The 25754-nt window shown below is 53.9% G+C and carries 22 protein-coding genes; 17 read left to right on the top strand and 5 right to left on the bottom strand.

The window, feature by feature from the left end; translation table 11 throughout:
- Positions 1-7: 7 nt before the first annotated feature.
- From OEZ10_02920 to rimI, 5 genes are all read left to right on the top strand, one after another.
- The gene (locus tag OEZ10_02920; protein ID MDH5631924.1) at positions 8-1201 is read left to right on the top strand and encodes an O-succinylhomoserine sulfhydrylase; all 1194 of its coding nucleotides are present in this window, start codon (positions 8-10) and stop codon (positions 1199-1201) included.
- On the top strand, positions 1188-2414 hold the full coding sequence (locus OEZ10_02915) for a DUF4147 domain-containing protein (protein ID MDH5631923.1): 1227 nt from the start codon (positions 1188-1190) through the stop codon (positions 2412-2414). The genes OEZ10_02920 and OEZ10_02915 overlap by 14 nt, the downstream gene beginning before the upstream one ends.
- A gap of 29 nt (positions 2415-2443) precedes the next feature.
- Positions 2444-3151, top strand: a complete 708-nt coding sequence (locus OEZ10_02910; protein ID MDH5631922.1) for a DUF4412 domain-containing protein — start codon at positions 2444-2446, stop codon at positions 3149-3151.
- Positions 3152-3270: 119 nt separating this feature from the next.
- A complete protein-coding gene (locus tag OEZ10_02905; GenBank protein MDH5631921.1) occupies positions 3271-4005 on the top strand; it encodes a uracil-DNA glycosylase in 735 nt (244 codons plus the stop codon).
- On the top strand, positions 4002-4475 hold the full coding sequence (rimI, locus tag OEZ10_02900) for a ribosomal protein S18-alanine N-acetyltransferase (GenBank protein ID MDH5631920.1): 474 nt from the start codon (positions 4002-4004) through the stop codon (positions 4473-4475). The genes OEZ10_02905 and rimI overlap by 4 nt, the downstream gene beginning before the upstream one ends.
- Before the next feature lie 74 nt (positions 4476-4549).
- On the opposite strand, the gene OEZ10_02895 is transcribed toward rimI, so the two are convergent.
- From OEZ10_02895 to OEZ10_02875, 5 genes are all read right to left on the bottom strand, one after another.
- A complete protein-coding gene (locus tag OEZ10_02895) occupies positions 4550-5572 on the bottom strand; it encodes a GGDEF domain-containing protein (protein MDH5631919.1) in 1023 nt (340 codons plus the stop codon).
- 135 nt (positions 5573-5707) lie between these two features.
- A complete protein-coding gene (locus tag OEZ10_02890) occupies positions 5708-6448 on the bottom strand; it encodes a DUF4197 domain-containing protein (protein MDH5631918.1) in 741 nt (246 codons plus the stop codon).
- Between the two features lie 50 nt (positions 6449-6498).
- Complete coding sequence (locus tag OEZ10_02885; GenBank protein ID MDH5631917.1) at positions 6499-9267, bottom strand: valine--tRNA ligase; 2769 nt, start codon at positions 9265-9267, stop codon at positions 6499-6501.
- A gap of 114 nt (positions 9268-9381) precedes the next feature.
- Complete coding sequence (locus tag OEZ10_02880; protein MDH5631916.1) at positions 9382-10134, bottom strand: hypothetical protein; 753 nt, start codon at positions 10132-10134, stop codon at positions 9382-9384.
- A gap of 8 nt (positions 10135-10142) precedes the next feature.
- Positions 10143-10559, bottom strand: coding sequence for a DNA polymerase III subunit chi (locus OEZ10_02875; protein MDH5631915.1), 417 nt, complete (start codon positions 10557-10559; stop codon positions 10143-10145).
- 262 nt (positions 10560-10821) lie between these two features.
- Between OEZ10_02875 and OEZ10_02870 the strand changes: the two genes are divergently transcribed.
- From OEZ10_02870 to OEZ10_02815, 12 genes are all read left to right on the top strand, one after another.
- On the top strand, positions 10822-11817 hold the full coding sequence (locus OEZ10_02870; protein ID MDH5631914.1) for a hypothetical protein: 996 nt from the start codon (positions 10822-10824) through the stop codon (positions 11815-11817).
- A 140-nt stretch (positions 11818-11957) separates the two neighbouring features.
- The gene (locus OEZ10_02865; GenBank protein MDH5631913.1) at positions 11958-13868 is read left to right on the top strand and encodes a cell wall metabolism sensor histidine kinase WalK; all 1911 of its coding nucleotides are present in this window, start codon (positions 11958-11960) and stop codon (positions 13866-13868) included.
- Positions 13868-14266, top strand: coding sequence for a response regulator (locus OEZ10_02860; GenBank protein ID MDH5631912.1), 399 nt, complete (start codon positions 13868-13870; stop codon positions 14264-14266). Before OEZ10_02865 ends, OEZ10_02860 begins: the two co-directional genes overlap by 1 nt.
- Entirely contained in the window at positions 14259-16463 is a 2205-nt protein-coding gene (locus OEZ10_02855) for an EAL domain-containing protein (GenBank protein MDH5631911.1), read from the top strand. The genes OEZ10_02860 and OEZ10_02855 overlap by 8 nt, the downstream gene beginning before the upstream one ends.
- A complete protein-coding gene (locus OEZ10_02850; protein ID MDH5631910.1) occupies positions 16460-18514 on the top strand; it encodes an ATPase, T2SS/T4P/T4SS family in 2055 nt (684 codons plus the stop codon). The genes OEZ10_02855 and OEZ10_02850 overlap by 4 nt, the downstream gene beginning before the upstream one ends.
- A 10-nt stretch (positions 18515-18524) precedes the next feature.
- Positions 18525-19655: a type II secretion system F family protein gene (locus OEZ10_02845; GenBank protein ID MDH5631909.1), complete on the top strand. Its 1131-nt coding sequence runs from the start codon at positions 18525-18527 to the stop codon at positions 19653-19655.
- Between the two features lie 263 nt (positions 19656-19918).
- Entirely contained in the window at positions 19919-20455 is a 537-nt protein-coding gene (locus OEZ10_02840; protein ID MDH5631908.1) for a type II secretion system GspH family protein, read from the top strand.
- A 36-nt stretch (positions 20456-20491) separates the two neighbouring features.
- On the top strand, positions 20492-21034 hold the full coding sequence (locus OEZ10_02835) for a prepilin-type N-terminal cleavage/methylation domain-containing protein (protein MDH5631907.1): 543 nt from the start codon (positions 20492-20494) through the stop codon (positions 21032-21034).
- Between the two features lie 14 nt (positions 21035-21048).
- Positions 21049-21528 (top strand): prepilin-type N-terminal cleavage/methylation domain-containing protein, encoded by a 480-nt coding sequence (locus tag OEZ10_02830; protein ID MDH5631906.1) that lies wholly within the window; start codon positions 21049-21051, stop codon positions 21526-21528.
- The gene (locus tag OEZ10_02825) at positions 21528-22559 is read left to right on the top strand and encodes a prepilin-type N-terminal cleavage/methylation domain-containing protein (protein ID MDH5631905.1); all 1032 of its coding nucleotides are present in this window, start codon (positions 21528-21530) and stop codon (positions 22557-22559) included. The genes OEZ10_02830 and OEZ10_02825 overlap by 1 nt, the downstream gene beginning before the upstream one ends.
- Before the next feature lie 51 nt (positions 22560-22610).
- Positions 22611-22916: a hypothetical protein gene (locus tag OEZ10_02820; protein MDH5631904.1), complete on the top strand. Its 306-nt coding sequence runs from the start codon at positions 22611-22613 to the stop codon at positions 22914-22916.
- A 26-nt stretch (positions 22917-22942) separates the two neighbouring features.
- Complete coding sequence (locus OEZ10_02815; protein MDH5631903.1) at positions 22943-25687, top strand: DNRLRE domain-containing protein; 2745 nt, start codon at positions 22943-22945, stop codon at positions 25685-25687.
- Positions 25688-25754: the final 67 nt, after the last annotated feature.

Raw genomic sequence — 25754 nt, 5'->3', positions numbered from 1 at the left:
GGCACGTATGTCAGAAAACAAGAATCCTGATTGGCGTTTTGCGACCCGGGCGGTGCGCGCTGGCCAGGAGCGTTCAGAGCAGGGCGAGCAGGGCGAGCCCATATTCACTACATCCAGCTTTGTATTTGATACGGCAGAGGCTGCTGCCGACCGTTTTGCCGGTCGCACTGAAGGCAATATCTATTCCCGCTTTACCAACCCGACCGTGCGTATGTTTGAGAAACGCATGGCCGCACTTGAAGGTGGCGAGTCCTGCGTCGCAACCGGTTCAGGCATGGTGGCGATACTGGCAACCTGCATGGCGTTATTGAAAGCCGGTGATCATATCGTTTCATCGCGCAGCATATTTGGCAGCACAACCTTGCTGTTCACCAATTACCTTGGCCGGTTTGGTATTGCCACGGATTTTGTTGATCTCAAGGATCTGTCGGCATGGGAAGCGGCGATCCAGGATAATACAAGGTTACTGTTTATTGAGACGCCATCAAACCCGTTGCTGGAACTGGTTGACATAAAGGAACTGGCACAACTCGCTCACCGGCATGGTTGCCTTCTGGTAGTCGATAATACGCTGTGTACAGCCGCGCTGCAGGTACCGTTGGCACTGGGCGCCGATGTCTCCATCGTATCAACAACGAAGTATATCGATGGCCAGGGCCGTACCGTTGGCGGCGCCGTCATTGGCAGCAAGGAACTGGTAGGTACCGATGTCTACGGTTTTCAGCGTACCTGCGGGCCGTCGATGAGTCCTTTCAATGCCTGGGTGGCATTAAAAGGGTTAGAAACTCTTGAATTGCGCATGGAGGCCCACAGCAGGCGGGCGCTGGAGCTGGCGCAATGGCTGGAAGCGCACGATCGTGTTGACCGCGTGTATTATACGGGCCTTGACTCGCATCCGCAGCATGCACTGGCACAACAGCAACAGCGGGCCGGTGGTGGTGTATTGTCATTCGAAATCAAGGGTGGTCAGCAGCAGGCCTGGCAGTTTTGTGATGCCACGCAGCTGGTATCTATTACCGCCAATCTCGGCGATACCAAGACCATCCTGACACACCCGGCAACAACAACACACGGTCGCGTCAGCCCCGAGGTGCGCGCGGCTGCCGGTATCAGTGATGGACTGCTGCGTGTCGCTGTTGGTCTTGAAGATGTTGAGGATCTCAAGCTGGATCTGCAACGTGGATTTGATGCACTCGGATAAGTCGCGCCGCGATTTACTGGCCATTTACCTGGCGGCTGTCGACGCCGTAAATGGCCGGCGTTGTGTGTCGCAGCATCTTCGCTCCCGGGATCATTTTGCAGGCGACCCTGTGTATGTTATTGCTTTGGGCAAAGCCGCAACAACCATGGTGTCGGGCGCGGCGGATGAGCTTGGCGAGAGAATTGTTGACGCCTTTATTGTCACCAAGACCGGTTACGCTGAACCGTTGCCATGGCCGGTGCATGAGGGTGGTCATCCGGTTCCTGATCAGTCCAGCCTCGAATCCGGCAAGGCGCTGGAATCGTTTGTCCGAAAAATACCAGTGGCTGCCGCGGTCCTGGTATTGTTGTCCGGCGGTGCGTCCGCGGTTGTTGAAAGCCTGGCGGATGATGTCGGGCCCGGCCAACTCGTACGATTGAATCAGTGGCTGCTTGCTTCTGGTCTCACTATTTCACAGTGCAATTCCTTGCGAAAGCGGTTGTCCCGCATCAAGGCAGGTGGGCTGGCGCAGTGGCTGCAGCCGCGCCGGGTAGTGACATTGGTCATATCGGATGTGGCCGGAGATGATCCGGCGGTAATTGGTTCCGGGCCAATGACAGGGTCGGCTGTCGACAGTTTTAATGTGGATCTTGCTGACAAATTGCCCGAAGACATTAGGCGGCTGCTGACTCGCTCAATCCCCGTTAATGCTGAGCCGCCATCGAGCCCGTATTACGTTGTTGCCAATCTCGAACAGGCATGCCAGGCGGCAGTGGCCAAGGCGGAACAGCTGGGTTATCGGGCTGTGTACCACGAAAAAGAGTTACTGGATGACGTTGATATAGTTGCCCGTGATATCGTCGGCGGGCTGGAAAGCTTGTTGCCGAACTCGGTTTTCGTGTCTGGTGGCGAGCCAACCGTTGAGCTGCCCGCCAATCCCGGTCGCGGCGGACGCTGCCAGCACGTGGCGTTGTCCGTGGCGCACCACATCAAACCGGGTTCTGGTATCATGTTTCTCGCCGGCGCTACCGATGGCAGTGATGGCCCGGGTACGGATGCCGGTGCGCTGGTTGATGAAAACACAATCAGAAAGATGGAACAGGAAGGCGTGAATGCTGATCGCGTATTGTTGATGGCAGACAGCGGTTCAGCCCTTGGCAAGGCGGGTGACCTGATCAGCACCGGGCCAACCGGAACCAACGTACGTGATTTGTTTATCGGGATAAGACGGTAACAGTGGGGATCGCAATGGATAACAGGCGCATGAAAACATTGATATTGCTGGCAGTGGTGCTGGTACTTGGTTCGTGTACGCGTTCACCGCGAGCAGACATCGCTTTTGTCGAGGAAACCGAAACCGGGCAACCGGCCTACCCGTTGCGCATGATGGCAACGCCAACACATTTGAGAATCGATGACGGCAAGGATCAGGCTAACTTCCTTGTATACGACCGTGTAAATCGGGTTATTCAGAATGTCAATCACCAGGAAAAACTGGTGCTGGTGATCAATCACTTGCCGGTGGTGGTGGAGTCACCGATCGCTCTGGCGCACAAGACAGTAGATAGCCCGACAGACGCGCCGGACTTTGCCGGCGGCAAGGTGAGGAACTTTCAGCTGATTACCAACGACCAGGTATGTTTTGATGTGTATGTGAGCGACGTTATTCTGGGTGAATTAGGCCGGGCGCTGATGGAATATCGACAGACCCTGGCCGGCGAGCAGGCGGTAATGCTTGTGTCGATGCCGAAGGACATGCTGAACAGCTGTGATCTCGCCAACAACGTCTACGAGGTGGATCGTCACTTGGCCAAGGGGTTTCCGATACGTCAGCAGGAATTCAATGGCCGCGTTCGCATGCTCGTGGATTACAAGCAGGATGAACCGGTTGATGCCAGCCTGTTTGATGTTCCGAAAGACTACAAACGATTCAGTCCCCAGGAAATGAGAGCGGGCACCGGTATTAACTAGGATGACCGGTGTCGATTATTGTCTTTGACCAGGAATGCCGGCCAGGGAAACAGGCAAGCAAGGCGACTACACGGCATTGCGGGATTCGCGTAAGATAGACACAAATCGCAGAAGTGCTTATGAATCAGCCATTTTCATCAAAACAGCTGGCCGTACTGGACGCAATGGGAATCCCCGTGTGGCAACGTCGGACTGTAGTTATTGAACAGGACTCGGCGCAACCGGATTCGGCCGGGGCGCAGGAGATTATTCAGTCCGCCTTCGAAGCGCCCGGTGTCCCGGGTCTCGCGGCCGACGCCGACTGGAGCCAGTTGCGCCAGATGGTGTCCGGTTGCCGGGCTTGCCCGCTTCACGCCGGGCGCACCAATACCGTATTTGGAACGGGCAACCCGCAGGCTGACTGGTTATTTGTTGGCGAAGCGCCTGGCGGCGAAGAAGACAAGCAGGGTGAGCCATTTGTTGGTCGCGCCGGGCAGTTGCTCAGTGCCATGCTGGCCGCGCTTGGTCTCGATCGCGAGAAAATTTATATTGCCAACGTACTTAAGTGCCGACCGCCGCTGAATCGTGACCCCCAGCTGACAGAAGTGGAACAATGCGAGCCGTTCCTGTTGCGCCAGGTTGAACTGATCCAGCCCAAAATTATTGTTGCATTGGGCCGGTTCGCGGCTCATAGTTTGTTGAGAACTGATCTGGCCGTTGGCAAGTTGCGCAATCAACAGCATGACTACCACAATACACCGCTGGTAGTGACCTATCATCCGGCGTTTTTATTGCGCAACCCGGCGGACAAAAAAAAGGCCTGGCACGACCTGTGTCTCGCACGATCTGTCGTCAAGTCCGGGGTGATGTCATGAGTGCAGTGGTATCACAGGATATTCCCATACTTCGCCCGCTCAGGAGCGAAGATCTCCGGCGTGTCATAGAAGTGGAAAACGCTGCCTATGAATACCCGTGGACGCCGGGTATTTTTCGCGATTGCTTGCGGGTGGGCTACTACTGTGTGGTAGTTGAATTGAATGGACAGGTTATTGGGCATGGCATCATGTCAGTAGGTGTGGGTGAATGCCATTTGCTCAATTTATGCGTGCATCCTGATCACCAGGGGTGTGGACTTGGTACTACGCTGATTAACTACTTGCTGGATGTGGCGCGGTGGAAGAGTGCGCGAATTGCATTTCTCGAAGTCAGGGTATCCAATGAAAAAGCATACCGCCTCTACCGAAACATCGGATTCGAGGAAATCGGTATCAGGAAAAACTACTATCCTGCAGTCAACGGCAAGCGTGAAGACGCCCGTATATTGACCCTGGAATTGACCTGTTGAGCAGCATGGCTTGTTGCGGGCAAGCTGTTGCTGCGCGTTAGCGCCCGATTTCCCGGGCGTATTGCGCCATTCGGCTATTCCTGGTCAATGTCATCGCTGTCGCATACCCGGTTTCTGCCAAGCTCCTTGGCTTTGTACAGGGCCGCATCGCATTGACGTAACAAGTCTATGACATCCTGGCCGGGCTGCAGCGTGGCAATACCCAGGGATGCCGTTACCCCGGGCAGCGGGCTAGCGCCATCGTGATCAAAGATATTGTTGTCGGCGATAGAGGCCAGCAACCTGGTTGCCACGAGTCGCGCATTTTTCAGCGTAGCGTCGGGCAGGATTACAACAAACTCCTCGCCGCCGTAACGCGCAGCCTCATCACTTGGTCTTATGCTGTTCTGGATGCAATTGGCAGACGATTTCAGTGCCATGTCACCGGCATGGTGGCCGTAATTATCGTTGTATTTCTTGAAATGATCGATATCTATCATGATGACGGACAGCGGTTGTCCGCTGAACCGGTGTCGCCGAATATAGCGAGGCAAGGATTCTTCCAGCCAGCGGCGATTTTTCAGGTTGGTCAGCACGTCGACACGTGACTCTTCTTCAATCTGACGCTGTTTTAGCATGGTCTTGAGAATGATGTCATTGCTGTGCTTGATTCGCGCACACATGCTGTATAAAAGGTTTCGCGGAACGTTGGCTGACCGATTAATCAGGGCCCATACCTTGATTGCGGGTATCCTGATCAGCCTGCATTCGGTAACCGCGATTACCCAGGTTGACGAGGTGCAGCTGCCGATAATGGACATTTCTCCAAGGCAATCTCCGCGCTCGAGCATGGCGATGGGCACTTCGTCATCGCGACCGATTTTTACAACAACACAGCCACTGGAAAGAATATACAGATCATTGTTGATCTGGTCCGGCTCGATCAGTACGTCACCAGCGTTTGCCATGAATACCGAGCAGACTTCCGGAACACCATCGAGCATATCCGGGCTTTCGCCCTGGAACAGGCGATATTGCCTCAACTCTTCCGGGGTGACGCGTTCTGCCGAGAACCCGGATACCAGGTTCTTTGTCGTGATATGTTCTGGTATTGCCATTGCTCAAGGAATTTGAATTGAATGCCCGTGCAGGGTTATCGGAGATTGAGCGATGATCCTTTAGCTTTTGCCAGAATGCGCCACGGCTGACCCGGTGTAACGGTGGATTAATTCAGGAAAATGACCTTCTGCCACCTATTGCAGTCGACCAAATACTTTCCTGAGCAACTCCGTGGTATGCCGGCGAGGTTGCTGGCGAATAGCGGCTTCTTCTTTTGCAAGGTAATGAAAGATTCCGGACATGCCCCGACTGACAACGTGGCCGCCAAGATCTGCTTCGAGTTTTCGTGTGAACGGAAGCTTGTTGTAGCGCTTGGCCAGTTTTTCGTAGGATTCGACGGCTTTAACCTGGGCCAGGCTGTCGTCAACAATGGGACGCATGGCGGCCGCCAGCTGGGCTGACATGGCTTGTTCGAAATAGCGCGTGGCAGAATCGTCCGGACCATTATAAATGGTCATGATGTCACTGAAAGTCATGGACTGGATTGCCTGGACAAACAGCTCCCTGGCTTTCGGGGTTGCCAGTTCGGCGGCGCGATTCAGGCGCAGTTCCAGTTCATCTGCGTATTGTTGCTGGCCGACTTTCTTCAGCAGCTTGCGCGCTTTTTGCAGATCATCGGGCAGCAGGATGCGGATTACGGAATCGGTATTAAAGCCATCCGTCTTGCCCAGCCTGGCCACCACCTGATCGGCACCGAGATTGAGCGCCTGTTTGAATGCGCGACCAATCTCATCGCTGGTCAGTTTGCCCGGCTTGTGCTGCCGGGTGTCAAGCAGCTTGTTCGCCTGTTTTTGCCAGTAGCTTTCCGCGTGGACAGAAGGAGTGCTGCTGGCAGCAAGCAGCAGCGGTATCAATAACAGTCCTGGACGAATCACATGGTCACCCGGTGAGTAAATGGCTGGTAAGACAAGCGTAGCCCGGATTATCAATCCGGCAAGGCTTCGATCTTGTCGTACTGTTCCTTGAGGTTGGCGAGCGCGGTTTGTGAGTCAGCCAGTTGCTGCCGCACCTGGTCAACAACCTGTGCAGGTGCCTTGTCGACAAAGTTGCTGTTCTGCAGCCTGGCCTGGGCGCCGGCAATGTCTTTTTCCAGTCGCTCGATTTCCTTGGCCAGGCGCTTGAGTTCTGCGCCCTTGTCGATAAGCCCGGCCAGCGGCACCAGTATTTTCATTTCAGCCACCAGTGCCATGGCAGACTCCGGTGCCACATCGCCCTGGCCAAGTACGTCGATAGTTTCGGTCTTGGCGAGGAAGTCAAAATAACCGCGCGACTGGTCAAGGAAGGCGCGATCCTGCGCGCCGGCGTTTTCAAACAATACCGGGATTCTCTGGCTCGGCTTGATGTTCATTTCACCGCGGATGTTGCGTATGCCGGTGATCGCCTGCATCAGCCAGTGCATTTGCGCCATAGCCTGTTCATTGATCTTGCCGGGCTCGGCCACCGGGTACGGTTGCAGCATGATGGTGTCACCGGTCTTGTTGGCCAGTGGCGCGACTTTTTGCCAGATCTCTTCGGTGATATACGGCATGATCGGGTGCAGCAGGCGCAACAAGGCTTCCAGAACACGAACCAGCGTGCGACGGGTGCCGCGCAACTGTGCCTCGCTGCTGTTGTTATTGTTCAATACCACCTTGGACAGCTCAAGATACCAGGAGCAGTATTCATCCCAGACAAAGGCATAAACATCCTGGGCCATGTGATCAAAGCGGTAACCGGCCATTTGCTGCCCCACTTTCTGTTCCACTTGTTGCAGGCGCGAAATAATCCAGTGGTCAGCGGCGTTGAGTTCGACATCATCATTGGCCTGGCCGCAGTCATGACCTTCCGTATTCATCAACACGTAACGCGCCGCGTTCCACAGCTTGTTGCAGAAGTTGCGGTAGCCTTCAATGCGACCAAGATCAAAGTTGATATCACGGCCGGTGGTAGCCAGCGCTGCCAGGGTAAAGCGCAGGGCGTCGGTACCAAACGGCGGAATGCCGTCCGGGAACTCCTTGACCGTGGCTTTCTCAATCTTCTTCTTCATCTGCGGCTGCATCAGGCCGGTGGTGCGCTTGGCCAGCAGGTCGTCAAGACTGATGCCGTCAATAAGATCAATAGGGTCGAGCACGTTACCCTTGGACTTGGACATCTTCTGGCCGTGGGCATCACGAATCAGGCCGGTGACATAGACTTCCCTGAACGGTACGTCGCCCATGAACTTGATACCCATCATGATCATGCGCGCGACCCAGAAAAAAATAATATCGAAGCCGGTTACCAGTACGCTGGTAGGGTAGAATGTTTTCAGTTCATCGGTTTGTTGCGGCCAGCCCAGGGTTGAAAACGGCCACAGCGCCGATGAGAACCAGGTATCCAGTACGTCTTCGTCCTGGCGCAGCGGTGTCTCACCAAGACCGTGCTTGTTACGCACTTCCGCTTCGTCGCGACCGACATAAACATTGCCATTATCGTCATACCATGCCGGAATACGGTGACCCCACCAGATCTGGCGGCTGATGCACCAGTCATCGATGTTACGCATCCATTCAAAATAGGTCTTGGACCAGTTTTCCGGCACAAACCTGATGTCACCGTTTTCCACGGCCTTGATCGCCGGGTCTGCCAATGGCTGGATGCGCACGTACCATTGGTCTGTCAGGAATGGCTCAATGACCGCGCCACTGCGATCACCGCGCGGCACCATGAGCTTGTGATCATCAATCTTTTCCAGCAGGTCCAGTTCTTTCAGGTCGTGTACGATCATGTCACGCGCTTCGTAGCGATCAATGCCGTGATATTTTGAGCCTTCAAGGTCAATGCGGGCGTCAATGGCCAGAATGTTAATCAACGGCAGGTCATGACGTTGACCGACTTCATAGTCATTAAAGTCATGAGCCGGCGTGATCTTGACGCAACCGGAACCGAATTCCGGGTCAACGTAGTCATCGGCAATCACCGGGATTTCGCGGCCGGTGAGTGGCAGCTTCAGTGTTTTGCCAACAAGATGTTTGTAGCGCTCATCATCCGGGTGCACGGCCACGGCCGAGTCGCCCAGCATGGTTTCCGGTCGCGTGGTGGCAACGACAACATGACCGCTGCCATCGGCAATGGGATAGCGCATGTGCCACATGTGGCCGGATTCTTCTTCGTTAAGTACTTCGAGATCCGAGACCGCCGTGTGCAGTACCGGGTCCCAGTTCACCAGGCGCTTGCCACGATAAATCAGGTCTTCTTCGTAGAGCCGGACAAATACTTCCTTGACCGCATCGGACAAGCCATCATCCATGGTGAAGCGCTCGCGGCTCCAGTCAACGGAGGCGCCCATGCGCCGCAGTTGGCGGGTAATGTTGTTGCCGGAATGTTCTTTCCATTGCCAGACACGCCTGGTGAATTCATCGCGACCCAGGTCATGGCGTGTCTTGCCTTCGGCTTCCAGCAATCGTTCGACCACCATTTGCGTGGCGATGCCGGCATGGTCGGTGCCCACTTGCCACAAGGCGTGGTTGCCCTTCATGCGATGGTAGCGGGTAAGTGCATCCATGAGCGTATCCTGAAAGGCGTGACCCATGTGCAGGCTGCCGGTGACGTTGGGCGGCGGAATCATGATGCAGTAGGGCTTGTCCACATCGCCGTTGGCGGCAAAGTGGCCGGCCTGTTCCCAGCGTTGATAGATGGTGCCTTCGATGGCGCGGGGGTCGTAGACGGTCGCCAGTGTGGCGTCGTTGGTATCGGTGGTGTTACTCATGACTCCAGTCAAATCCTGTAGGGCAAATAATACAACGGGAAAGGCCCGGCTTTCCCGCGAATTCAAATCAGTGAGATTGGCTTATTCGGTGCGGCTATTGTCCATGTTTGCGGCCTGTTGCGCCAGCTCCTGTTCCAGTATCCGCTGCAGCCGATTGATAATCAGTGGCGGTAATTCCGGTTTGCCTTTTTCCCGCAACTCGATATTCAGCTTGGCGATGACCCGGATTGCCAGCTTGCGTCCCCGTTCCTTTGGCGACAGCGTGTGCTCGTCGGCTGTGGCCGGTTCCGGTTCGCCCATGGGCGGTGGCGCTGCGACGTCGCGCAATACCGGGATGTCATCGTCCCACATGTCCATCTGGTCACCGGCCCGGTAATCGCTATCAGTCTCAGCCGGAAGCATTGATTGGCCTGTCGCCGTCAAGGGTGCGGTGTCAGCCGCCGGGACCGGGGTCTGGCGGGTGTTGCCTGTTGCCGGTCCGCCCAGTGTTTCATCGGCCACGGCGTTACCCAGTATGCGAATCCATTCTTCCGGGTCCATGCCCTCGACCTCAACCGGGCCGGGATTCGGGTTATCCTTGGATGCGTTAGCCGCAGGCTTTTTGCCCGGGGCCGGAGAAAGTCGGGCCGGGGATTGCGCGGCGGATGATGCCGGGGTTTCGACCGCCGCATCTGGATCTGAACGGGCTTTCTTTACCCGCTCTTGCAAGCTGCGCATGCGCAGTGATGCATCGGACAATTCGTTATTGACCAGATCTTGCAGAGTCCTGGTGACATCTTCCAGCGTGCGTTTGCGCGAGGGTTTGTGTGTGCCCGGTGGTTTTGCCATGGCCATGGTGGCGATCAGATCTTGTGGGTTTCCAAAGCATAGCCGCGATCCCGGTAAAAACGAAACCGGTCGCGAGCCATGATTTTGGCATCTTCGGTGGGCGGCACGATTTCCACCACCCGCTCAAAGCGGCTAAAAAACGGTGGGCTCGTATCAGCCAGGGAAACCAGGACGTCGTGGTGGTGCTCCGGCGGTTCGCCGTGGCCGATAATGACCGGCAATTCGTCTGCCTGCTTGTCGTCTGGCAAGCCATGGGGGATAAAAGCCAGGTCAGACCATGTCCAGAGCAATTGGTCGAGCGCATGGGCCTGGGCCGTGTCGGCGGTATGCACATAGATCATGTGCTTCTTCTGGAAGATCTTGTTGATTAGCCGGCAGGCAAATTGCTCCTTGTCGCCGGATTCCATCAAATAAAAGTCAACGCGGGTCATGGGAACGTTCCGACATTTCTTTCAAATATATCAATTAAATAGACCAACTTACATGGCTGGCAAAAAAGCAGGGTTTCCGGTAAAGCCAAAATACGGGGCCACGGAACCCGATAAAACCCGGATAAAGAAATGGCCGGATCGCACGATACTATAACCATAAACAGGGTTTGCCCACTCAAATATTATTGATTGATGGCGCAAGGTTTGAACATGTCGGGGTGCGCCGAATACGCACCGGCAGTACTGCATAAAAAGGATTGTTATGTCACCGAGCAAGTTAGCCCAGCGCATGATGGCTGCATCATTCATGATCGTGCTGGCTGGTTGTGCCGGCTCGCTCATGAAGCCGGTAACACCGGAATACAGGCCTGTTATCGAAGTCACCCGGGCACCCGGGCAGGATTTGTCCTCCTATCGCACCTTTTCCATGATTCCGCCATCCATGCTGGTTAATGACATGCCACAAAATGATATGGATGCCATTGATTATCACCTGGCATTCCAGGCGCGCAACCAGCTCGAAGGTCGGGGCTATCGCTGGGTGCGCGCCAATGAGAAGCCGGATTTCCTGGTGACGATACTGGCAAGACCGGGATCAAAAAAAGGTTTGTTCGGGGCCGGTGTTGAATCCGGCCCCAGGTGGGCGCCAGGCACAGACATTTTTCAATACAGGAACAGCGCTCGTTCATCTGACCTGGCGCAACTCCCCGAGACATTGCCGTCGTGGGGAAAAATGGACCGGTCGGACTATGTCGGCGCGGCTCACGATCCGGTTGCAGGAGATTCCGTGAGTGGCCCGGGCGCCCAACTGGAAGTCGAACTGGCAATATTTGATCGCATGCGGCTGCAATCGGTATGGAACAGTGTGGGTACCGGTATGTCGTCTGTCAGTGATCCGAGGATAGCCGGCCAGTTGATCGTGAGACTGATTACGAAGAACCTGCCTGTGTCCTCGTTCCGCGCTGATAATGTGCCTGCGGGCACGTTCAAAACCGGGCTCGGTTTCGTGATTACGACACTGAACGGAAATGAATATTTCCCGATGATAACCGGCTTGACCAGGAATGGTCCGGCCCACAAGTACGGTGTTCAACAGATGGATATGATCCTGTCCATAAATCACGCGGACACGGCCAATAAAAGTATGTATGAAATCGGGGAAATGCTGACAGCGGGAGAGCAATCGGCCCTGGTTCTGAAGTTATGGCGCGACGGAATGTTGCGGGAGTTAACAATCGATCGTCAACGGGGCACTTAATAATCGTATATCTACAATGTTTTACGACATAAGGCTTGAATCGTTACCGCTGTTTAATCTAGTTTTTATACCTGAGAAATCGATAGAACTCATCAGAGCTTATCACCGTGCATGCGGCACGTTTTTTAAAGGCCCATATTATGCTGCCGATACTTGAAGCGGTTGATAATACAGGCAGACAGGTGGATACCGAATTGATTACTCGGCGTGGTATAGCCAATCTTGAAAACGAGCGTCTCGGCCTGATCATGATCGGTATGACGTTATTGGTGATCATTTTTATCACCCTGATGATGTTTGATAACCGGCGTGATTCCAGGATGGAGTTTATCCAGGCGCAAGGTGTAAGCCTGGCGCGCATCCTTTCCGATTTGCCACTGTCGGATCTGGTAACTGAATCCGGGACTGGTGGTGTTCTGAGAGTGTTGAAGGAAATCCTGACCACGCCTGAATTCGCCTATGTTGCTGTTGTAGATCGCTCCGGCGCGAAGCTCCGCGAGGTAGCCAAGTCAGGTGTAATTGTGCCTGAGCTCAGGATAAAGGAAGAGCCGTCTTCATGGATCGGGCGTCGTACCATACCGGGAGAAAGTCGTAACAAGAACTTCATCGAATTTCACGCACCGGTCATATTATCGGGCGAGCTTTACGGTCATGTCAGGATTGCCTATTTTGAGCCAGGATATGGAATAGACAGCACGTACCTGCCATTTGTTTCTACGATGGCGCTGATGGTGTTTCTGCTGACTACGCTGTCCTACTACCTGGTGAAAAAGGAAATCAGGCCGATAAGAACGGCTTGTACTGCCATCCACGACATGGCAAACAGGAATGACTATCAGCCCATAGACGTGACAGCCAGCGGCGAGATCGGTGAACTGATCGGTTGCATCAATCACTATATCGAATATACCGGCAACCGGGTCAGCAGTCTCGAAAAGAGTCACTTCGATCTGGATGCCTCGGCCAAGTTCCTGAACTACAAGCGCGAACGCATTGAAATGGTCTTGCAGTCGTTGCCGGACCCGGTGGTTGTCCTGGATGAAACCGGCATTGTAAATATGGCCAATTCGAGGATATCCAATATCCTGAATATTCAGTCAGACGACCTGCGGGGCAAGCGGTTGATTGAGTATGTCAATCACCCGGCAATGCAGGGTTATCAACCAAGGGGAAAAACCCTGTCCCCGGCCAACAAGCGTGGCAATAACTGGTCATTTGTTCCGGAGAATGAAAAAAACAAGACCTATTCCGTAGAAGCATTCCCGCTGTTTTCGGTGAAGGACCGGAAAAAAACCTACGGTTCACTGGTTGTGTTCCATGACATTTCGGAAGAAGTGCTGGCCAAGCAGAGCCGGGCCGAATTTGTTGCCCATGTTGCCCATGAGCTGAAATCTCCGCTTAATGTGCTGACGATGTACAGCGAGGCACTGATCGGAGAGGAAGGGAAATCCAGGGAGTTCCAGATTGATGCGTCAAACGTCATACGTGACGAAGTCGAGCGCCTTGCATCATTGATTAACAACCTGCTGAGCCTGACACGGTTTGAAGTCGGCGGAATGCAGATCAGCCGGCAGCGCGTAAAGCTGAAGGAGATGGTCGAGGATGCCTTCGAGAATATATCGAGAAACGGTTACAACAAGAATTGCGAATTCAGCATTGATTTGCCGAACCAGGTCAGCGCCATTTCGGCGGACAAGGACCTGATGCGTATTGCAATCAACAATATCCTTACCAATGCCATAAAGTATAACAAGCCGGGCGGCAAGGTATCCATGACGGTAACCGAGGATGCGCAGTCGATAACAATATCAATACGGGATACAGGAATAGGCATCTCTGAAGATGATATCAGCCATATTTATGACAAGTTCTTCAGGTCCGAAAGCGAAGAAGTGAGAGACCGTCCCGGACACGGACTCGGGCTCCCGCTGGCGAAGGAAATTATCGAGCTTCATAACGGTGAGTTGCTGGTTGAGAGCGTGCTCGGAGAAGGTACCGAGTTCATCATTGTCTTCCGGAAAGACAGCGGCATCATCATGGAGGCAGTGTAATGGGTGGCTACATACTGATTGCTGATGACGAGCCACATGTAATAAGGGTGCTGAGGCTGGCGCTGGAGCGTGATGGCTACCAGGTCGAGTCAGCGCCAAACGGGCAGCTGGCATTTGAAAAAATCATGGAAAGACGGCCTGATGTCCTGATAACGGATATTGCAATGCCGAGAATGACCGGCCGGGAATTGTGCGAAAAAATAGAAGCCGAAATGCCTGATCGGGAATTCCTTATTTTTGTCTCGACTTCGCGGACCGAGCTGGAACACCGCGAGTGGTCCCGCAAGATCAGGAACCTGATGTTTATCGAAAAACCTGCAAGCACCAGGAGAATCCTGGATATGCTTAATGATTACAATGAAACCAGGATTGCCGCAGACGAGGTTCCCGGTGGATAGAAGATCTCTTGCGGCTATCGATTACTCCAAGTACATGCGACTGCTTGAATCCGGCGTCGCTGAAGTGGAAAGTTTTCTCGTGTATACATCGGACGGCTTCACCGTCTGGTCCAGCAATAATTCAGACACCAGTATCCACCTGTTCCCCGGCGGGAAATTCAGCAGCGTTCATGACAGAAAAATTACGTTTCACAAGCTGAGCGAAACAGAAATACTCTACCAGGCCGGAATAGTTACTGAAAATGACTGTCACATAGCCAACGTATCTGCGTTGCTTTCTTACCGAAACCAGGATGGTGTTACCGGTTACATACCCGGAACCGTAAAGCTGATGGATGATGTTGCCCTGTGCATCAAGACCGAGTTGATGCTCAACAAGGAACTCGACGAGATGGCCGAGGAGCTTGGAGAGCGCTACGAGGAGTTGAACCTTGTCTATCATGTCAAGGAAGAGACTGCCGGATTCGAGGATATCAACAAGACGCTATCGAGCCTGGTAAAACAGTGCCTTTCCTATCTTGATGTTGAAATCGTTGTTCTTTTTCTGCCTGAGCGAAATGTTGTCATAACACTTGGAAACAAGGACAGTGCCATGTGCAGTGGCACAATACTGTTGCCGGAGCTGAGGAACAGGGTGCTCAGGCACGTCAAGGAGACCGGAAAGAGTATCGTGGTCAATCACCAGTCTGAAGCAGAAGGGCTGATTGCGGGCATGAGGGACAAATTATTGTGCAGCCCGGTGTTTACCGGCTATGGCGCCGTGACAGGAGTATTGCTGACAATCAGCATGTGCGGCAAAAGGGAATTTACCAACAGTGATCGCAGCCTCCTGGAAGTAATGGCAAGCAAGGTCACCAAGCTTCTGAACAGGACCTACGACTCCCTGACCGGACTGCATACAAGAAAGAGTTACGAATATTATGTAGGCAAGAGTATCGAGTCGGCCCAGATGTCCGGCATGGAGCACTGTGTCCTTCATTTGAACCTGGACCAGCTGAAAATCGTGAATGAGAATGCCGGTCATGAAGCCGGCGATGCGCTGATCAGGATGGCGGGTGATACCATTCACAAGTATGTACGGGGCCTGGATATTGTCGCCAGGATAGGCGGTGATGAATTCGGCGTGCTGCTGGAAAGTTGCCCTATTGAGCGCGCCGAAAGACTGGCGGAGGACATCAGGCAGGCAATCGGAAAGAGCCCGTTCGAATGGGAATCCTCGGTCTTTGATATCAGCGTCAGTATCGGTGTAGCCTGCATAGACGCGGGTACAAGGCTTGTATCCGAGGCATTGAATGCTGCCGAGGTAGCCTGCATGGCGGCTAAGGATATTGGCAAGAACCAGGTAAAGGCATTCAGTTCCACCAATACGGATATGCTCGCCCGCAAGGATGAAATGCACTGGGTAGGCCGGATAAGGGAAGCATTGATTGATGACCGTTTCGAATTGTTCGGACAGGCAATCAAGGATCTTCAGCAGCACAGTGACGCTGTTCATGTGGAAATCCTGGTAAGAATGCGTCTCGAAGACGGCGAGGTCGTGGCGCCCGGGAACTTCATCCCGGCCGCCGAACGTTACAACCTGATGCCAAAGATAGATCGATGGGTTGTAACCAACCTGTTCAGGATTCTCGCCGAAAACGGCAACAGGATTCCGCACGGTTCCGTATTTGCCGTTAATCTTTCCGGCCAGTCCATCAGCAGCAAGTCGTTCCTGGAATTTCTGGTCAATATCATAGACAGGTCGGAAATGGATGCGAGCCAGATATGTTTTGAAGTAACTGAAACCGCGGCTGTTTCACATATAGACGACGCGAAGGAATTTATATCAACTATACGGGAAAGGGGATGCAGCTTCGCGCTGGATGATTTTGGCTCCGGCCTGAGTTCGTTTGTCTATCTCAAGAATCTCGATGTTGATTACCTGAAAATTGACGGAATGCTGGTCAAGGGTATTGTTACAGATCCGATTTCAGAGGCGATGGTCTCATCGATCAATCATGTCGGAACCGTAATGGGTATAAAGACCGTAGCGGAATACGTCGAGAATGCCGAAATCGAGGCCCGCCTCGTAGCGCTGGGAATATCCTATGGGCAGGGATACGCCTACGGTTTCCCGGTACCACTGATCCAGCACTTTGAGTGTGAACCGGATACTTCAAGCATTCATAGCGTGCACAATGGTCAGCGTCAACAATGATTTCGCCAGCGGAACAAAAATCCGAAAATGTGGTTCGTACGCGCATAGGCGTCATGACATGCCTGGCGCCCAGGAAGCGCCTGGACAGCGAAGGCATGATGGAACATTTGTCCGAATGCGTGGATGAATGTACGGAGGTCGGAGAAGACAGGATTGTTCTTGATCTCGCATCCGTACAGGCTATCGACAGCACATCTATCGAGCAGCTTCTTGATATAAATGACAAACTGATTCACCGGGGCGGTTGGCTCAAGCTGACCCGGATTAACTCGTTGTTAAAGGAAATATTCTCCATTACCGGCGTAAGTCACTACATACCCTGTATAGATGACAATGATGAAACCATTTCGACTCATGAACATTTGGAGCCCAAAAAGGCAAGGCTGGGAGACATACTGGTCAACAAGGGGGTCGTGAGTGAAGCGCGCATAGAAGAAGCAATCCAGTTGCAGAGAAAACTGGGAAGGCGCATGGGGCAGATTATTGTCGACAAGGGATGGGCGCCGGAACGTGTAGTCCTGGAGGCTGTCAGTGAGCAACTGGGCCTGGCATTTGTCAACCTGCGGACCGGTTTGTGTGATGTGGCCGTTGCCAGGGAACTGGGCAAGGATATCTGTACCCGGCTGAAACTGCTGCCACTGTTCAAGATCCGGAACCATGTCACGGTTGCGACCACCGACCCGCAGGCCATTCCCGCGCTTGAGGAGGTCGAGGAGCATCTGCAGTGCCAGGTTAACCCGGTAATTGCAGAAAAGGACGGGATCTTTCAGCTGCTCAACGAAATATTTTCGGAGCGAGATCTCACCGCGGACCTGATTGCCGAGGTCGATGATGACTTTGAGGTTATCAGCAGTGAGCGTCAGGACGACCCGGACACGATTGATGAACTGGCGGCCGGCAGCCCGGTAATCAACCTGGTAAATTCAATCATTCAGCGTGCTGTGCAGGATGGTGCCAGTGATATCCATATTGAGCCTTCACGTGACAAGACCCGCATTCGATTGCGAATGGATGGCGTCCTGTACGAGATCATGGCATTAAGAAGCGAGCTGCATTCGGCCGTGGTATCGCGTCTCAAGGTTATGTCCAACCTGGACATATCGGAACGGCGCCTGCCACAGGACGGTCGAATCCAGGTGCATACACGAGGTCGTCCGGTTGATCTTCGGTTCAGTTCATTGCCGGGCCTGTATGGTGAAAAGGTGGTATTGCGCGTACTTGACAAGAACAGGGCAATTCTCGATATCAACAAACTGGGCATGACCAGGAGAAATGTTGATTCCTTTGGCGGCCTGCTGGGTCATAGTTACGGACTGATCCTGGTAACCGGCCCGACAGGTAGCGGTAAAACCACAACACTCTACGCGGCGCTGAACTATCTCAACAGCATCGAGAAGAATATTGTCACCATTGAAGACCCGGTGGAATACCAGGTCGACATCATCAATCAGAATGAAGTGCGGGCGAATATCGGCCTGACATTCGCAAAGGTTCTGAAGCATGTTCTTCGGCAGGACCCGGATATTGTCATGGTTGGCGAAATACGCGAACGGGAAACGGCCGAAATCGCGGTGCAGGCGGCGCTAACGGGTCATCTGGTGTTGTCGACACTGCACACCAACGACAGTATTGGCGCCGTCACCCGTATGATCGACATGGGTGTCGAGCCATACCTGTTGTCATCGGCGCTGATAGGCGTTGTAGCCCAGCGCCTGGTGCGAACAGTGTGCCCGTCCTGCAAGACCACCTACCTGGCAGAGATGGAACTGGTCGAGCGGTTCGGATGGAATGCGGATGCCGGCATCAAGCTTGCCCGTGGCCGCGGGTGCAACGACTGTTACGATTCCGGTTACAAAGGCAGGCAGGGCGTGCATGAAGTACTGGTTGCAACCGAATCCCTTCAGAAGCTGATTATTTCGAATCCGAGTCGCGATCAGCTCGACACCTATCTCCGTGAAATGAATGTCGCCACGTTGTTTGATGACGGCCTGGAGAGGGTGAAGCGTGGTGAAACCACGCTGGAAGAAATATCGAGATCGATTAACATCTAGGAGTCCCGCCGTGCCAATCGACAGCAAAAACACGGGCAGCCAGCGCGCGGACTTGAATGTAAGCGGGTTGCTTGCATCCCTGGAGGCTTCGTTTCGCCGGCCCAGGAGCCTGCAAGTTACAGACAGGATGTTTTTCACCGAACAGTTATCCCTGCTGCTCAGTACCGGCGTAAGCCTGGTACCGGCACTGGAAGCGATGAAGAGTCAATCCGAGGATCAGTCATATGTCGCCATGCTCGAGTCGATGTGTGCCGCAATTTCCGAAGGAAAATCATTCTCGTTTGCGTTGTCAAATCATCCCGAACTGTTTCCCCCGTCTTATGTAAACCTGGTTGCCGCCAGTGAGAACGGCGGATTTATGGACAAGGTTCTGGTCCAGCTCTACGACATTGATGAAAAGCAGCAGCAGATGCGAAGCACGGTAATGTCAGCCATGTCATACCCGATTTTTCTTGTGTTGTTTTCCCTGGCGGTGGTGGCGTTTGTCCTGGTCGTCGTGTTTCCCAAGTTCGAGGACATGTTCAAGGCAATCGCCGATCAGTTACCGCTATCAACCATAGTGCTTATGCGAGCCAGCGACATCTTGCGGCATTACTGGGTGTTTGTGATCGCGGCAATATTCGGAATCCTTGCGTTAATACGCTACTGGATGCAAACAGAATCAGGACGCTTGCAACTTGACAGGGCAAAACTCAGCATACCTGTGTTAAAGGACGTATTTGTAAAAATATACCTGAGCCAGTTCCTGCGAGTTATGGGAACATCGCTGGCAAATGGAGTCGGTATTGTGGACACCCTGAACTCCTGCAGGGGCGTGGTTCAAAACAGCGTTTTCCAGCAGTTTATAACGAGAATGCAAAACGGCGTCCAGGATGGCAAGGGAATCGGCCCGGAGTTCAGCAACAGCAAGTTCATTCCTCCCGTTGTCAGGCAAATGGTAAAAACCGGCGAAGAAACCGGCAGCCTGCCCCTGGTTATGGCCAGGATTTCTGACTATTATGACCGCGAGTTGTCCAAGCAGTTAAAGACACTGGCAAGACTGGCAGAACCGCTGATGTTGATCGTCATGGGACTGGTTGTCGGGTTGCTCGTAAGTTCACTAATCCTTCCTATTTTCAAGCTTTCTCGCGCGGTGCATTGATTGTGAAAAATTATTGCCTCGGGATTGCATTGTTCATGTTCTGAACACGGCAAAGGGTATTGCCGGAAAATATTTTCACAAAAAAATACATTTACCGTGAAATTGATAAAGCGAAATATTCAGATTGTTATTTAATGTTATACGCCTTGTTTTCTCCCCGTTTGAACATAAAGTAGCAATAGGAGTTACCGATATTCGTTGGGAACAGAACTTGGGACAATGCCCTGTCTGTTTCGTGGATGCTAATTAACAGGGGTTTTGACATGAAAAAGTTGATGTTTAGGATGGAACAGGGCTTTACGCTGGTAGAGCTGCTGATTGTGGTAATCATTTTGGCGATTCTGGCTGCTATTGTCGTACCGCAGTTCGCATCTTCTACCGACGATGCAAAACTGTCGGCCCTGGATTCGACGCTCGCCAACATGCGCGGCGCAATTGATTTGTATTACCAGCAGCATGGCAAGTACCCGAGTGCCGCCGCAGCAACCGGCGCTACCTGCCCGGGTGGCGGTGCAGCAGGAACAGGTGCAATCAATACGGTGCAGTCGTTTGTCGACCAGATGACACGTTATACGAATTCCGCAGGACAGTCTTGCACCACCCGTGATGCGATCTTCAAGTATGGTCCTTATCTCAAGAAAGACTTGCTGCCGAACAATCCTCTTACCGACGTCAATACGCTGGTTGTATCTACTGCCGGTGCACTCGGAATGACCGGTGCTGCAGTCGGGGCAGGCTGGAAATTTGATAATGTCACCGGCCAGTTCATTGCCGATGACGCGGCTTATGATGATCATTAAACGGCAAATGTTGCTGACTGCCGACAGGATTTGTTTATGTTATTGAAAAAACAGGCCGGGATTTCGCTGATCGAGATGCTTGCAGTTGTGATCGTCCTGGGTCTTGCAGCGTCAGTTGTCACCCCGAATTTCGCAGCTACCAATCCGGCAAGGCTGGAAGTGGCTGCGGAAGAGGTGGCCCAGGCATTGCGGTATGCACGGAATCGCGCTATCAGCATGGGCAGCCCGGTGGGTTACGTCTACGAGAGTTCCAGCTACAGGATGCGCGTATTCAACATCAATACTGCGATGTCTCCCTGGGCGCCGGTCTATGACATTTACCATCCTGTCAGCAAAAAGCTTTATGACATTGATGTATCCGCCATTCCATCGGCTGCAGTAAGTAATAATTCCCAGTCTGTTGTCCATATAGGTTCGTGCAACGCCATGGATCAACTGTATTTCGACAGCCAGGGCATGGCCTGGTGCACCAACCCGGACACCACGGCAGTCAGGGAGTTCAAGGTTGTGTTGTCGCTCGACGGGTTCAGTCGCACCGTCACGCTTAATGGCAGAAGTGGCAGGGTAACCATTAGCTAGAGACGGGGGCTCGCATGCGCATCAATGCCAGGCGGCAGGCCGGTCTCAGCATCATCGAGGTTCTTGTTGCTACCGTGCTATTGAGCATTGCGCTCGTTCCCATGCTGGATGCCATTCAAACAGGCGTGACGGGGTCCGGGATGCACCAGTCTGCCGTGACCGACCAGTATCACCTGTTGCAGCGTGCTGAGGAAATATTGGCACAACCTTTCGCTGTTCTGAAAGCGGAAGCGGCAAGTCTCAACAACAAGAATACGCCCACCAGTTATTCCGACAGCGCCGGCAGTGAGCGACGCCGGCTGGTGTACCTGTCATTTTATGATTTTGGCAATACGGACGGCGACAGCAATCCCTTCACCATCATGGACCCGGACATTGACGGTGACGGCAATCCCTATACCGGTCACGAGGTGAAGATTCATTCCTTGTGGCTGCGCGTGGAGATTGAAGGCACCAGCATGGCCATGGAAACCATGACCGGTATGCGGCACTGATGATTGCGGCCCGTCGACAAGGCGGCATGACCATGCCGGAGTTGCTCATTACGCTGGTAATGGCCGGATTGTTAATGAGTGGCCTGGCGGGCGTGGTCAGCCAGGGCCTGCAGGCACAACAACAGGCAAGTGATGCCAATACGCTGGCACAGCAGGCAGCCTTTGCCATGCAGCGCATGACTGATTCGGTACTGGGTTCGCGCCGACTGTTGTTGCCACTGGCGGATAACCCGGCCACCAACTGGCGCGAACATGTGCGCGAACAAACCCTTCCGGCGTCAGTGCCGGAAGGCAGCAGCACCTTTGCCAGCGCGGTACTGGCCGTGACGTTGCCGCCATCCATCGACCGCGACCGCGACGGCTGGGCCGATGCCAATAATGACAGGGATTTCCTGGATCGGAATAACAATGGCATCCGTGATCCCGGTGAACCGGAACGCATTGATGAAGACCCCGGTGCCGATGCCAGCAACGACGGCAAGAACGGCATTATCGGCATTGATGATAACGGTAATGGCACGATTGATGATGGCGCCGCGCCCAACGCCGGTGTCTGGGTGGATGATGACGAAGATGGTCAGCAAACAGAAGATGTCAACAACGGCGAGGATGATGACGGTGACGGTTCCGTCGACGAAGACAGCAAGGGCGATATCAGCCACGACGGTTCGCCCGGCGTGGCAGGGGTGGATGATGACCTGGACGGCACCGTCGATGAAGGCAATCTGAACGATGATGATGAAGACGGCAGCCATAACGAGGACTGGCCCGACCCGGTGGTGTATTACCTCAGTGGCAGCAAGTTGATTGAGCGCCTGCCGTCACTGGCGGATCAAGATGGTGACGGCGTCTTGACCGGAAAGGATTTCACCGAGCACGTCATTGCTGAACATGTCAGCCGCTTTCGGGTGGAACGCGTCCCGGTAGCCGCCGGGCAAACCGTGCTGGTGGACCTGCTGCTGGAATTGACCAGCCCGGTGAACGGTGAAGTGGTGAGTGTACAGACAAGGGTGCGTGTTGCCGGTCATTGACGGATGAATTCAGCCATATACGCAAGCCAGACTTCCTGAAAGGAGTAACTCATGAACCTTAACGAAACCATATTGTTCCTCGTTGCATTGCCGGTAACTGTTGTTGCATGCCTGTACCTGTTTTTGCCGCAGTGGTCGTTGCGGCTACAGCGCACACTCAATCAACCCTGGGGCGAGCGCATGATCGCGGCCTTGCGCCTGGGTGTGCCGGGTGAGCAGCAACTGGAAAACCGCATGAACCGCACTGTTGCCGGCAGGGCCATTGTCTGGGATGCCTGGACAGAGCGTAACCCGCGTGCCACCGGATTCATTTTGCTGGTGATTGCTTCGGCTTTCTGGGCGGCATTGATTCTTTAACCAGTTAACCATAACCGTCTTTCTGCATGAACACCGCGATCAATAAACAGCAAGGTTATGTGCTCATCACCGTAGTGGTCACGTTGTTTTTGCTGGCCTCTATCGGCATGTTGTTGGGCCAGCAGTCGGCCATGGGTCTGAATAACGTATCCCTGCAGGGGCAGAAATTGCAAGCGCGGTATATTGCCGAGGCCGGTATGCAACATGCGCACTGGCAAAGCAATAGTGCCGGTTGCACAGCCTACGCGTTGCCGCAAACCAGCTTTGCCGGCGGCAGTTACTCGGCCGTCTTTACGCCGGATAACGGCTCGCCGGTGAACATGCTGGTGAAGGCGCAAACCGCCAGCGGTGCAATACACACCATTCGCCATGATCAGTTCAGGGTGCTTGAATCCATGAACACGCTGGTGTTGCAGCCCGGTGCCGCCGAGGCCAAAGACACGTATATCCGTCAGTGGTTTGCTGGCAGAAATTACGGTATCGACGATGAGATTCATGTTAACGGCTGGTGGGGGGATTATCACCGCGGCCTGATGAAATTTGATCTGGGCGCCGTTGCCGCCGGCAGCCAGGTGCTGTCGGCGACGCTGGAACTGTATTCGAATACGACTAGCTGGTCACCCGCCACGCTGAATATTCACCGCATGACCCGTAACTGGGATGAGGGTGGTCAGAATAATTCCACCGGTGAGGCCAGCTGGAACAGCGCCCAGTCCGGCCAGGCCTGGTCCGCGGCCGGGGGGGACTTTGACAATAAAGTCTATGGCACGGCAGTCACCCCGGGTGCGGTGGGCTGGGTCAGCTGGGATGTGACCAAGCTGGTGCAGGAATGGGTCGATGGCAAATACGATAATCATGGCCTGATGCTGCGGGCCACGGCCCTGAATGAGGGCGCCGAGTTCGACAGCAGTGATGCCGCCGATGCCAGCAAACACCCCAGGCTGACCATTCATTATGCCTGCGAGTGCGGCAAGGTATGTGCGACGCCCGCTCCTGTAGCCTGTGATGCCGATTACACCCCCAGTTTTGAATTCAAGAACTACAGTGTGTCGTTCAGCGGTTCCAACAACCCGCGCAGTATCGTGTTTTTACCTGAAGGCACGGTGTTTAACGGCGTCACCGTGCCGGCCGAGGGTGCCTGGACCACCATTGACACCACCACCGCGCGTATTTACCTGTTTGATATGGCCGGTACCCTGCTCAGTGAGCTACCCACCGGTGGTAACTTTAACGGTCATGGTTACGTGGCCGGTGGCTTGTTTGCCAATCACCTGGTCATGAACGGTGCCGGCAGTACGCTGGTGTTTATGAGTTTGGATGGTGCCAGCCAGTTTGCCGTTAACATCAGCTTTGTCAGCCAGGTGAAGGCCATTGCCTATATCGGCAAAACCGCATCGGGCAGCTACGATGAGCAGCTCATGTTCCTCGAACCTTCGCAGGAAATTTTGCACATCATGAGCCAGACCGGCACAACCATTACCAGTTTTTCGGTGAATGATGCAACTCCCCAGGGCGTGGTGGACCTGGTGCACATGCCCGGTACCGACAAGATTATGGTTAGTTATACCGACCACGTCTCGATTTATGATTTTAGTGGCAACCTGTTGCGTGATTATGACCTGACCTCATTCGGGGTGAGCTTTGCCGAGGGTGTCAGTATCAATCCCTTGACCTGCGACCACGTGGTGCTGGATGACCAGGCCAACCTGGTGCGTTACCTGGAGCAGGGTACCGGTGTACTGGAACACTACCTGGATGAATTTTCTGACTTCACCTGTGGTTCAGCCCAGGAGTACCACGGCAGTAATGGCTCACTGGACTGGACTGCCTACGGCTGGATTGAAAACAGTGACGATGGCAGCGCCTGCAGTGGCGATATCCAGGCCATGGATGACCCGCTATATGCCGACCCAGGCGGCAATCGCCTGAGGTTGACCGGTATGTCTCGCTCGGTTGAGCGCCAGATTGACCTGGGCAAATATGCCACGGCCAAGCTCCGCTTCGATTACCGGCGCGCCAATACCGGCGCCGAAGTGAGGCTGCAAATCTATGATGCCGTCCAGGGGATCTGGAAGAACGCGAGTCCAAATATTACGACAGGAAATGATGCGGACTATGTAGCCTCGCAGACGTATGACCTGGGTGCTTATCTTGTCGACGGCACTCGCATTCGGTTTGTCACCGGCGGCACCTTCACCGGCGAATTTTACATGGATAGCGTGCGCATTGAGGTGTTCGAGGGCAGCGGGTCAGGCGGTGGTGGCGGTGGTGAGTCGTTCATCTGTAACGGCACCTACGCGGATGCTTTTGACAGGCAGGATTTTGCCAACAGCACCGGCACCATAGACTGGTCGACCAGTCCGTGGATTGAAGTAGGGGAGGCGGATGGAGTGAAATCCGGCGATATCGGTTTCTTTAAGGACATCAGTAACTACCAGTTACGCATCCAAAGCGGCGGGAAAGGGGTGATGCGTGCCCTGGACCTTGGTGGTGCCGCGACTGCGACGTTGCGTTATGACGTCCGTCGCGAGTTGCTGGACAATGCCAATGACTATGCAATCGTGGAAATTTCCGCAGACGGGGCAAGCGGACCGTGGACCGAGTTGGCACGACATCAGGGTCTGGCCAATGACCCCGGCTATTCGTCGGTCGCGATTGATATCAGCAGTTTTATCGGCAACACCGCTCACTTGCGCATCATGAGTTCCGGTGCATTGGGAAACAGGGATATCGTATGGTTCGAGAACCTCGAAGTTCAGTGTATACCGTAGTTTTTTTATCGCTATGGGCGATACAGGTGAATTTTAGTGTAATCATAATTGATCGACTGATGTCATC

Source organism: Gammaproteobacteria bacterium (genome assembly GCA_029880545.1).
Taxonomy (GTDB): Bacteria; Pseudomonadota; Gammaproteobacteria; order Acidiferrobacterales; family SZUA-150; genus JAOUOD01.
This window is presented reverse-complemented; position numbering and strand designations above follow the sequence as displayed.